Genomic DNA, 10,987 nt, shown 5'->3' on the forward strand with positions numbered 1-10,987 from the left:
CCACGATCGGCTCGTGGATGTCGGCCAAATCGATTTCGATGACGGCTGCGTATTCAGCGTCGGCATCCGGCGACAACAGTTGCGGATCGGCCAGCCATTGCTCCATCGCCTTGATGCGGCGCTGCAAGCTGCGCGGGTCTTGATAGCCTTGCGCGATCATCCACTTCAGCAGCGTGACGTTGCTGTTGAGGTATTCGATGATCGGCTCTTTATTCAGGTGCACCGTGCAACCCGCCGCCGAGCGCTCGGCCGACGCATCCGACAATTCGAACGCTTGCTCGACCTTCAACTCGGGCAGCCCTTCGATTTCGAGAATGCGGCCCGAGAAGATGTTCTTCTTGCCTTGCTTGGCCACCGTCAGCATCCCTTGCTTGATGGCATACAGCGGGATCGCGTTGACCAGGTCACGCAACGTCACGCCCGGCTGCATCTTCCCCTTGAAGCGCACGAGCACCGATTCCGGCATATCCAGCGGCATCGTGCCGGTAGCGGCCGCGAAGGCCACCAGGCCCGAACCGGCCGGGAAGCTGATGCCGATCGGGAAGCGGGTGTGCGAATCGCCGCCGGTGCCGACGGTATCGGGCAGCAGCATGCGGTTCAGCCACGAGTGGATCACGCCGTCGCCTGGGCGCAGCGCGATGCCGCCGCGCGTGCTGATGAAGTTCGGCAGCGTTTGGTGCGTCTTCACGTCCACCGGCTTCGGATAAGCGGCGGTGTGGCAGAACGACTGCATGACGAGGTCGGCAGAGAAGCCCAGGCACGCCAGGTCCTTCAGTTCGTCGCGCGTCATCGGGCCGGTGGTGTCCTGCGAGCCGACCGAGGTCATCTTCGGTTCGCAGTACGTGCCGGGACGCACGCCTTGGCCTTCCGGCAGGCCGCAGGCGCGGCCAACCATCTTCTGTGCCAGCGAGAAGCCCTTGCCGCTATCAACCGGCTGCTGCGGCAGGCGGAACAGGGTGGAGGCGGGCAGGCCCAGCGCTTCACGTGCCTTGGCGGTCAAGCCGCGGCCGATGATCAGAGGAATGCGGCCGCCGGCGCGCACTTCGTCGAACAGCACGTCGGATTTGACTTGGAATTCGGCGATCACTTCGCCGTTCTTCAGTGCCTTGCCTTCGTAGGGGCGCAGTTCGACGACGTCGCCCATTTCCATCTTCGACACGTCGAGTTCGATCGGCAGCGCACCGGCATCTTCCATCGTGTTGTAGAAGATCGGGGCGATCTTGCCGCCCAGGCACACGCCGCCGAAACGCTTGTTCGGGATGAAGGGGATGTCTTCGCCCGTGAACCACAGCACCGAGTTGGTGGCCGATTTGCGCGAGGATCCGGTGCCCACGACGTCGCCCACGTAGGCAACCAGGTGACCCTTTTCCTTCAGCGATTCGATGAACTTGACCGGGCCGCGCTTGCCGTCTTCTTCCGGCGTGATGCCGGGGCGCGCGTTCTTCAGCATCGCCAGAGCGTGCAGGGGGATGTCCGGGCGCGTGGTGGCATCCGGGGCCGGGGAGAGGTCGTCGGTGTTGGTTTCGCCCGTCACCTTGAATACGGTGATGGTCAGGCTTTGCGGCACTTCCGGACGGCTCGTGAACCATTCGGCGTCGGCCCAGCTTTGCATGACGGACTTCGCGTTGACGTTGCCCTTCTCGGCCAGTTCCTTGACGTCGTGGAACTGATCGAACATGAGGAGGGTTTTCTTTAGGGCATCGGCAGCGGTTGCGCCCACTTCGGCGTCGGACAGCAGTTCGATCAGCGGCTCGATGTTGTAGCCGCCCAGCATCGTGCCGAGCAGTTCCGTGGCGCGTGCACGCGAAATCAGCGGGCAGGCGGTCTGGCCTTTGGCCACGGCGGCCAGGAAGCCGGCCTTCACGCGGGCGGCTTCGTCCACGCCGGCGGGCACGCGGTGCGTGATCAGATCGAGCAGCGCTTGCTCTTCACCGGCGGGCGGATTCGTCAGCAGCTCCACCAGCTCGGCCGTTTGCTGAGCCGACAGCGGGAGGGGAGGAATACCGAGCGCGGCGCGCGCGGCTACGTGAGCACGAAAATTTTCAAGCATGGGGGACCTGCTGTATCGCGTTTCGAGGGAAGGCCAGGCACGCCGAGGCTGTTCCTGTTCCGGGTACTGCTGCGATCGCGATTTTAAGTGCCAATGCAGTGTAACGTCAAATGTCTTATGTCTTATATCAGAGTTGGACAAGGCACCTGAGCCAGAAAAAGCGCCGACGCTGGACTACCGATGAGGCTGGCCGGCGGGGAAGCGCTCACGCCTCCAGCGCCAACAATGCATACGTGGCAAGCCAATGCTCGCCCATATAGTCGCCGGCCACGTGGCCGAGCGCTGTCTTCAAGTGCGTCTCGGCCGCTTCCTCGAGCAACGTCTTGCGCGGGTCGCCGTCGGATAGCGCGCCGGCTAGCGCGCGCTGGCACCAGGCGCGGCTCAAGTTCAAGCCATCGAGGTGGGCGATCTTGCCGTCGGTGCGATCCGTGACGGTCACCGGCGCGAACAGCGCGGCCGGTTCACGCTGTGCCAAGCGCGGCAAGAAGCGGCCGAACCATAGGCTGAACGCGTCGTGCGGCAGTACACGACGCATCAATTCCGCTTCCATCAGCGCAGGCGAAAGGAAATCGTCGCCGCCGGGCTCCCATCCCTGGCAATCCGCATCGCTCTTATACCAGCGCCACGCGGTCTCCTCGATCAACGTGACAAGCGCCGTCCGCCCCGTTTCGTGAGCGAACTCGTGCGCCAACGCCAGTGCGAACGCTGTGTTGAAATGCGTCCCCACGCGCACCGGATAGCTCGCCTTCGGCAGGAATTCCATGAATCGATCGACGATGGCGGCCGTGAGCGGCGCAAGCGTCGCGGCCCACCGCGCAGCGTCCGGCGAGCGCATGGCATCGAGCTCGCCGGCGAGTGCGAGCAGCCATGCCCATCCATACGGGCGTTCGAATTCGCGATTGTGAGGAAGACTCAAATACGCGAGTTCGCCGGCGACGTTGGCCTGGGTGAAATGCGCGTCGACGACGGTGCGAATCGCCGGTGCCTGCGGCAGCTCGGGATAGCAATCGACGAGTCTCAGCGCCAGCCAATATCCATGCACACACGAATGCCAGTCGTAGCTGCCGTAGAAGATCGGATGCAGCTCGCGGGGCGAGCGCACGTCTTGCGGGCCGGCGAGCGAATGCGTGAGTTTGTTCGGATATTCGCGCGTCAGGTGCGCGAGCGCCAAGGTGGCGAACTTCGACGCAATCGCAGGCGTAAGACGGGTAGTCATCGAGGAGAAGATCGGTTGAGCAGCCCCTAACGATAGTCGCCGGATCGGCGTTCGGCAAGCGCGCCGGGACGTGAAGCCCGCACCCGATGGGGCCATCGAAAATGGACTGTCGATCTATCTGTCAATCGCCCGTCTGCAAGCGCCGGGGCTTGCGTCGATCGCCTGCGCCGGTGACTGGCGAGCCGGCTTCGTCCATTGATGTAGCGGACTCGTACCGCTGCATCGCTTCGCTTAAATCGTCCTTCAGCTGCACGAGCGCGGCGACAGCCGGGGCGGGCGGCTGCAGCGCCGTCCAAAGAATATCGACGAGCCGATCGGCGGTCACGTCGATGTCGGGACTCCTGTGCGCAAGCGTCGCGTCCCACAGCACGTGCTCCATCGGCCCGAACACCATCGAGCGCATGAGCCGCAGCGGGAGATCGGTGCGGATCTGCCCGGCCTGTTGCGCCTGTGCCAGCACCCGCATCAGCGGCGCGGTGTAGCGGCGTTGCAGGGCGGTCAGTTCGGCGCTCAGTTCATGATGTTTCGCCCGTCCTTCCGACAACACGAGCGAGCACATGCCGGTGCCGTGCACGAGCATCAACCGCAAATGCGTGCGAACGATGAAGGCGAATTGTTGGCGTGCGCTGCCGTCGCGGGGCAGGCCCGTTTCGATCGCCGAGATGATTTCGTCGTACCAATCGGCGATGACGCGGGCGCACAGTTCCCGTTTGCCGCGGAAGTAGCTGAAGACGGTGGCTTCCGACACGCCGAGCCGCTGCGCAATTTCCGCCGTCGTTGCGCGTTCGTATCCTTTTTCGGAAAACACGGCGCGCCCCGCCTGAAGGATGTCCTTCACGCGTTGCGCCGACTTGCGGCCGGCCGGCTGACGCCGCGCGCCGCCCGCTTCGGCCTTCGCTTCTTCCCCGCTCTGAGTCGTATTCAACTTTGTCACGCCCGCTTGGTTGCTGCCGCGGATGTTAGCACTGCACGCCCACGCCGGGGTGTGGCGGTCGAAAAATGAGCGTTCCTCAATAAAACTATTGACGCTTACGTAAATGTGGCGTGAAATGCGCGGTGTTCGAGCGCGGATATCGCTCGCAAGGGCTGATCCGGCCCGAATCCGAATACCCGAATTCGAGGAGACATTCATGAGCAATGTGCCTGGTTTGCAGTTCGCGCTCGGCGAAGACATCGACATGCTGCGCGACGCGATCGCCCATTTCGCCGCGAAGGAAATCGCGCCGCGGGCGGGCGAGATCGACCGCGACGATCAATTCCCGATGGACCTCTGGCGCAAGTTCGGCGAACTGGGCGTGCTCGGTATGACGGTGTCCGAGGAATACGGCGGCGCGAACCTGGGCTACACGGCGCACATGGTGGCGATGGAGGAGATCTCGCGCGCCTCGGCGTCGGTCGGCTTGTCGTACGGCGCGCACTCGAACCTGTGTGTGAATCAAATCCACCGCAACGGCACGCCCGAGCAAAAGCGCAAGTACCTGCCCAAGCTCGTCTCGGGCGAACACGTCGGCGCGTTGGCGATGAGCGAGCCGAACGCCGGTTCGGACGTCGTGAGCATGAAGCTGCGCGCCGATAAGCGCGGCAGCCATTACGTGCTCAACGGCACGAAGATGTGGATCACGAACGGCCCGGATTGCGACACGCTCGTCGTCTACGCGAAGACGGATGTCGAAGCGGGTTCGCGCGGTATCACGGCCTTCATCGTCGAAAAGGGCATGAAAGGCTTCTCGGTCGCGCAAAAGCTCGACAAGCTCGGCATGCGCGGCTCCCATACCGGCGAACTCGTATTTCAAGACGTCGAAGTGCCCGAAGAGAACATCCTCGGGCAGCTGAACGGCGGCGTGAAGGTGCTCATGAGCGGGCTCGATTACGAGCGTGCGGTGTTGGCCGGCGGGCCGACGGGCATCATGCTCGCCTGCATGGATGCCGTCGTGCCGTATATCCACGATCGCAAGCAATTCGGCCAGGCCATCGGCGAATTCCAGCTGATTCAAGGCAAGGTTGCCGATATGTATACGACGCTGCAAGCGTGCCGGGCCTATCTGTATGCCGTGGGCCGGCAACTCGATACGCTCGGCAAGGAGCACGTGCGTCAGGTACGCAAGGACTGCGCCGGCGTCATCCTCTATACCGCGGAGAAAGCCACGTGGATGGCCGGCGAAGCGATCCAGATCCTGGGCGGCAACGGCTATATCAACGAGTATCCGGTAGGCCGTCTGTGGCGCGACGCGAAGCTCTATGAGATCGGCGCAGGCACGAGCGAAGTGCGCCGCATGCTGATCGGCCGCGAGCTGTTCGCCGAAACGCTTTGACGGCAAGGGCGGTGTCCGGCACCGCCACCCCTAAGAACGAACGCCGCGAGACGGAGCATCGAGCCTTATGCCGATCATCGAAAGCAAGTTGAACCCGCGCTCGGACGAGTTCCGGGCGAATGCCGCCGCGCTTGAAGCGCTCGTTGCCGATCTGCGCGCGAAGGTGGCCCATCTGGCGCTGGGCGGTGGACAGGCCGCACGCGATAAACACGTTTCACGCGGCAAACTGTTGCCGCGCGATCGGATCGCGCAGCTGCTCGATCCGGGCACGCCGTTCCTAGAGTTCTCGCAGCTTGCCGCGTTCGGCATGTATCACGATGCGGCGCCCGGTGCCGGCGTCATCACGGGTATCGGCCGGATCGCCGGGCAAGAGTGCGTGATCGTCTGCAACGACGCGACGGTCAAGGGCGGCACGTATTACCCGATGACGGTCAAGAAGCACGTGCGGGCGCAGGAGATCGCGGCGGAGAATCGGCTGCCTTGCGTTTATCTCGTCGATTCGGGCGGTGCCAATCTGCCGAACCAGGACGATGTGTTCCCCGATCGCGATCACTTCGGCCGCATCTTCTACAACCAGGCGAACCTGTCGGCCGCGGGCATTGCTCAGATCGCCGTCGTCATGGGCTCCTGCACGGCTGGCGGCGCCTATGTGCCGGCCATGAGCGACGAATCGATTATCGTCAAGAATCAAGGCACGATCTTCCTGGGCGGCCCGCCGCTCGTGAAGGCGGCAACGGGCGAGGAAGTCAGCGCGGAGGATCTTGGCGGCGGCGATGTCCACACGCGTCTCTCCGGCGTGGCCGATCATCTCGCGCAAAACGATCCGCATGCCCTGGCATTGGCACGCGGCATCGTCGGCAAGCTGAACCGCACGAAGCAGGTGCCCGTGGCCATGCGCGAAGTCAAGCCGCCGCGCTACGATGCCCAAAGCGTGTACGGTGTGATTCCCGCCGATACGCGCAAGCCGTTCGATGTGCGCGAAGTCATTGCGCGGATCGTCGACGATTCCGAATTCGACGAATTCAAGGCGCGCTACGGCACCACGCTCGTGACAGGATTTGCGCACATCTGGGGCCACCCGGTCGGCATCATCGCGAACAACGGTATCTTGTTCTCCGAATCGGCGGTGAAGGGCGCGCATTTCATCGAGCTGTGCTGCCAACGCAAGATTCCGCTCGTGTTCCTGCAGAACATCACGGGCTTCATGGTGGGCCGGAAGTACGAGAACGAAGGCATCGCGCGCAACGGCGCGAAGATGGTGACGGCGGTGGCGACGGCGAAAGTGCCGAAGTTCACCGTCATCATCGGCGGCTCGTTCGGCGCCGGCAACTATGGCATGTGCGGCCGCGCCTATTCACCGCGCTTCCTGTGGATGTGGCCGAACGCACGCATCTCGGTGATGGGCGGCGAGCAGGCCGCATCGGTCATGGCCACCGTCAAGCGCGACGGTATCGAAGCGAAGGGCGGGACCTGGAGCGCCGACGAGGAAGAGGCGTTCAAGAAGCCGATTCGGGATCAATACGAACATCAAGGCCACCCGTACTACGCGAGCGCGCGGTTGTGGGACGACGGCGTGATCGATCCCGCGCAAACGCGCGACGTCCTGGGCCTTGGGCTCTCGGCCGCGATGAACGCGCCGATCGAAGACACGCGTTTCGGCGTGTTCCGCATGTAAGGCACTGTCCTTTCCAGGGAGCCGATCAATGTCAACGCAATACAGCATGCTGCAACTCGGGTTCGCCGGTCACGTCGCGACGGTCACGCTCGATCGGCCCGAAGTGCGCAACGCCTTCAACGAGACGACGATCGCCGAGCTGACGGACGTATTCCGCCAGCTCGAGGCACGCGAAGATGTCCGCGCGATCGTACTGGCCGCCAACGGTCCGGCGTTTTGCGCCGGGGCCGATTTGAACTGGATGAAGAAGATGGCGGCGTTCTCCGATGAGGAGAACCGCATCGACGCCGGGCGTCTCGCCGCCATGCTGTCGGCCATCTATCGCGCGTCGAAGCCCGTCATTGCGCGCGTATCGGGCGATGCCTATGCGGGCGGCGTGGGCCTCGTTGCCGCCAGCGATATCGTTGTCGCCGTCGAGGGTGCGCGCTTTTGTCTGTCGGAAGCGCGCCTCGGCCTCATTGCCGCCACGATCGCGCCGTACGTCGTGCGCGCGCTTGGCGAACGGGCATCGCGCCGCTACTTCACGACGGCCGAGCCGTTCGATTGCGCAACGGCACAACGGCTCGGGCTCGTGCATGAAAGGGTGGCGCCCGATGCGCTCGACGACACCGTGCAAAAGATCGCAGCCGCCCTATGCGCCAACGGGCCGCATGCGGTACGCGAATCGAAACGTCTCGTGCAGGACGTCGCCGGTGAAGCGCTCGACGAAGCTTTGATCGACGATACGGCGCGCCGCATCGCGCGTATCCGCGCGAGCGAAGAAGGGCGCGAAGGCGTGGCCTCGTTCCTCGAAAAACGCGCGCCCAACTGGCGCGGCTGACCGCCACCCGATTGCCACCCGATTGCAACCCGATCGCCACTGACTGCCGCTTGATTGCGAGACTTTCCACCATGTTCAACAAGATACTGATTGCGAACCGCGGCGAAATCGCTTGCCGCGTGGCGGCAACGTGCAAGCGGCTCGGGATCGCGAGTGTTGCGGTGTACTCCGATGCCGACGCCAACGCCAAGCACGTTGCAGCCTGCGACGAAGCGGTGCATATTGGCGGCGCCGCCGCGAGCGAAAGCTATCTGCGCATCGAGCGCATCATCGATGCCGCCGTGCGCACCGGCGCGCAGGCCGTTCATCCGGGCTACGGGTTTCTGTCGGAGAACGAGGATTTTGCGCAAGCGTGCGAGGCGGCGGGGCTCGTCTTCATCGGCCCGCCGGTGTCCGCCATTGCCGAGATGGGCTCGAAGGCCGCGGCCAAAGCGTTGATGCATGCGGCCGCCGTGCCGCTCGTACCCGGCTACCATGGCGATGAGCAAGACGCGGCACTGCTTCGGCGCGAAGCCGACGCGATCGGCTACCCGGTGTTGCTCAAGGCGAGCGCGGGCGGCGGCGGCAAGGGCATGCGGGTAGTGGAAAGGAGCGAAGACTTCGCGCAAGCGTTGGCTTCGTGTCAGCGTGAGGCCGCCAGCAGCTTCGGCAACGATCGCGTCCTGATCGAAAAATATCTGACGCGCCCGCGCCACGTTGAGGTGCAGGTGTTCGCCGATCAGCACGGCGGCGCCGTCTATTTGTTCGATCGCGATTGCTCGGTGCAGCGTCGCCATCAGAAGGTGCTCGAAGAAGCGCCGGCGCCGGGATTGTCCGATGACGTGCGTCGTGCGATGGGCGAAGCGGCTGTGGCGGCTGCACGCGCGGTTTCTTACGTCGGGGCTGGAACGGTCGAGTTCATCATGACCGACAACGCGTTCTATTTCATGGAGATGAACACGCGGCTGCAAGTCGAGCATCCGGTCACGGAAATGATCACGGGGCAGGATCTCGTCGAATGGCAGTTGCGCGTGGCATCCGGCGAGCCGCTGCCGTTGCGCCAGGACGAGCTGCGCATCGATGGCCATGCGATCGAAGCGCGTGTCTATGCTGAGAATCCGGCGCGTGGTTTTTTACCGTCGACGGGCACGCTCAAGTATCTGCGCATGCCGCAAGGCGTCGAATTTTCGATCGGCTCGCCCTCGCGCGCGCCGGTGCGGATCGACAGCGGCGTACGCGAAGGCGACACGATCACGCCGTTTTACGATCCGATGATCGCGAAGCTGATCGTTCACGGTGCGAATCGCGAGGAAGCGCTTGCACGTATGAGCCGTGCGTTGCAGGCGTGCGAGGCGGTGGGTCCGCAAACGAACGTGGCATTTCTCAAGCGCATCGTCGAAAGCAAGCCGTTCGCCACGGCCGACTTGGATACGGGGCTGATCGAACGCCATCACGCGGCGTTGTTCGCGCCTGTCGAACAGCCGTTCAAGGAAGCGTTGGCCCTCGCGTGCGGCGCGTTGTTGACGCGAGAGGGCGGTGTCGCGCACGGTGCGTCGCCGTGGGATGCGCTATCGCATTGGCGTTTGAACGGCAGCTATCGGCAAACGATAGAATGGCGCGATACGGAAAACGAGCGGGCGTTTAAAGTCGTTTATGCGCGCGAGGGCGATGCGCGGACGCTCGAACACGACGGCACGGCCGAAGCATTCGACTGGTGGCGTGGGAGCGAACCGCATACCTTCGGGGCGCGTGTGGGCGACGCCCGCGTGACGGGGCGCGTGTTCATCGATGGCGATATGTTCCACGTGTTTTACCAAGGTTCGACGCTCACGTTCGAATGGCAGAATCTGCTGGCCCACGCGGCCGACGCCGAACATGGGGAAGGGCGCCTGACTGCGCCGATGCCCGGCAAGGTTATTGCAGTCCTCGTTGAACCGGGCGCCGTTGTCGAGAAAGGCGCACCGCTGATCGTCATGGAAGCGATGAAGATGGAGCATACGATCGGCGCACCCTCTGCGGGCAAGGTGGCGGAAGTCCTCTTTGGCGTCGGCGATCAAGTGACCGATGGGGCGCAACTGCTCGTCATGGAGGCGCAGTAACGCATCTGCGCCGCTCTCCACATCGCATTGCCGCGCTGCCTCGCCTATGCTTGAGGCTTGTGCATCATCGTCGATGAGGAGGGCGTCATGCCTCGATGCGATGGCTTCGTGGGTGCGGTCGGCGGCACGCCGCTCATTCGCCTCGCTCGGCTGAGCGAGGAAACGGGGTGCGAGATCTTCGGCAAAGCCGAGTTCATGAATCCCGGCGGCTCGGTCAAGGATCGTGCGGCGCTCTCTATCATTCTCGACGCCGAGCGTCGTGGCGCCCTCAAGCCGGGTGGCACGGTCGTGGAGGGGACGGCCGGTAACACCGGCATCGGCCTCGCGCATATCTGTGCTGCGCGCGGCTATCGCTGCGTGATCGTGATTCCGGAAACGCAATCGCAGGAAAAAATGGACCTGTTGCGCGTGCTCGGCGCCGATGTCAGGCCCGTACCGGCTAAGCATTACAAAGATCCTGACAATTATGAGAAAGTTGCGGGCAGGCTGGCTGAGCAAACCGAAAACGCCATTTGGTCGAATCAATTCGACAACGTTGCCAATCGTCAGGCGCATTACGAAGCCACCGGCCCGGAAATATGGCGCGATACGGACGGCAAGGTCGACGCGTTCGTTTGCTCGACCGGGACGGGCGGGACGCTCGCGGGTGTGTCGCGCTATCTGAAGGAGCGTAACGAAGCGATCAGGATCGTATTGGCCGATCCGCACGGCAGCGGTCTATATAGCTTCGTCAAGACGGGCGAAATCAAGGTGGAGGGCAATTCGATCACCGAGGGCATCGGTTCGAGTCGTGTCACGGCCACCCTCGAAGGCACGGCGATCGACGATGCCGTGCG

The 10,987-nt window shown here is 63.6% G+C and carries 8 protein-coding genes; 5 read left to right on the plus strand and 3 right to left on the minus strand.

All coding sequences use genetic code 11. From position 1 onward, the window contains the following. From ACTHL0_RS08415 to ACTHL0_RS08425, 3 genes are all read right to left on the minus strand, one after another. A partial coding sequence (locus ACTHL0_RS08415; protein WP_440566273.1) for a bifunctional aconitate hydratase 2/2-methylisocitrate dehydratase occupies nucleotides 1-2,050 on the minus strand: 2,050 nt, incomplete at its 3' end. A 205-nt stretch (nucleotides 2,051-2,255) separates the two neighbouring features. Beyond that, the gene (locus tag ACTHL0_RS08420; protein ID WP_440566274.1) at nucleotides 2,256-3,266 is read right to left on the minus strand and encodes a DUF2891 domain-containing protein; all 1,011 of its coding nucleotides are present in this window, start codon (nucleotides 3,264-3,266) and stop codon (nucleotides 2,256-2,258) included. A gap of 121 nt (nucleotides 3,267-3,387) precedes the next feature. Beyond that, a complete protein-coding gene (locus ACTHL0_RS08425; protein ID WP_440566275.1) occupies nucleotides 3,388-4,200 on the minus strand; it encodes a TetR/AcrR family transcriptional regulator in 813 nt (270 codons plus the stop codon). Between the two features lie 196 nt (nucleotides 4,201-4,396). On the opposite strand from ACTHL0_RS08425, the gene ACTHL0_RS08430 reads away from it, so the two are divergent. The 5 genes from ACTHL0_RS08430 to ACTHL0_RS08450 all read left to right on the plus strand — a co-directional run. Then, on the plus strand, nucleotides 4,397-5,578 hold the full coding sequence (locus ACTHL0_RS08430; protein ID WP_440566276.1) for an isovaleryl-CoA dehydrogenase: 1,182 nt from the start codon (nucleotides 4,397-4,399) through the stop codon (nucleotides 5,576-5,578). A 67-nt stretch (nucleotides 5,579-5,645) separates the two neighbouring features. Beyond that, nucleotides 5,646-7,253, plus strand: a complete 1,608-nt coding sequence (locus ACTHL0_RS08435) for a carboxyl transferase domain-containing protein (protein ID WP_440566277.1) — start codon at nucleotides 5,646-5,648, stop codon at nucleotides 7,251-7,253. A 28-nt stretch (nucleotides 7,254-7,281) separates the two neighbouring features. Then, a complete protein-coding gene (locus ACTHL0_RS08440) occupies nucleotides 7,282-8,073 on the plus strand; it encodes an enoyl-CoA hydratase/isomerase family protein (RefSeq protein WP_440566278.1) in 792 nt (263 codons plus the stop codon). 71 nt (nucleotides 8,074-8,144) lie between these two features. Further along, nucleotides 8,145-10,151, plus strand: a complete 2,007-nt coding sequence (locus ACTHL0_RS08445) for an acetyl/propionyl/methylcrotonyl-CoA carboxylase subunit alpha (RefSeq protein ID WP_440566279.1) — start codon at nucleotides 8,145-8,147, stop codon at nucleotides 10,149-10,151. 87 nt (nucleotides 10,152-10,238) lie between these two features. Beyond that, on the plus strand, nucleotides 10,239-10,987 hold a 749-nt coding region (locus ACTHL0_RS08450), incomplete at its 3' end, for a cysteine synthase A (protein WP_440566280.1).

This window comes from Trinickia sp., assembly GCF_051961175.1.
GTDB lineage: Bacteria > Pseudomonadota > Gammaproteobacteria > Burkholderiales > Burkholderiaceae > Trinickia.

What these genes read in the sequence shown, in the direction of transcription:
- ACTHL0_RS08420 (WP_440566274.1), bottom strand. Translation starts at nt 3,266, where the DNA reads ATGACTACCCGTCTTACGCCTGCGATTGCGTCGAAGTTCGCCACCTTG.
- ACTHL0_RS08430 (WP_440566276.1), top strand. Translation starts at nt 4,397, where the DNA reads ATGAGCAATGTGCCTGGTTTGCAGTTCGCGCTCGGCGAAGACATCGAC.
- ACTHL0_RS08435 (WP_440566277.1), top strand. Translation starts at nt 5,646, where the DNA reads ATGCCGATCATCGAAAGCAAGTTGAACCCGCGCTCGGACGAGTTCCGG.
- ACTHL0_RS08440 (WP_440566278.1), top strand. Translation starts at nt 7,282, where the DNA reads ATGTCAACGCAATACAGCATGCTGCAACTCGGGTTCGCCGGTCACGTC.
- ACTHL0_RS08445 (WP_440566279.1), top strand. Translation starts at nt 8,145, where the DNA reads ATGTTCAACAAGATACTGATTGCGAACCGCGGCGAAATCGCTTGCCGC.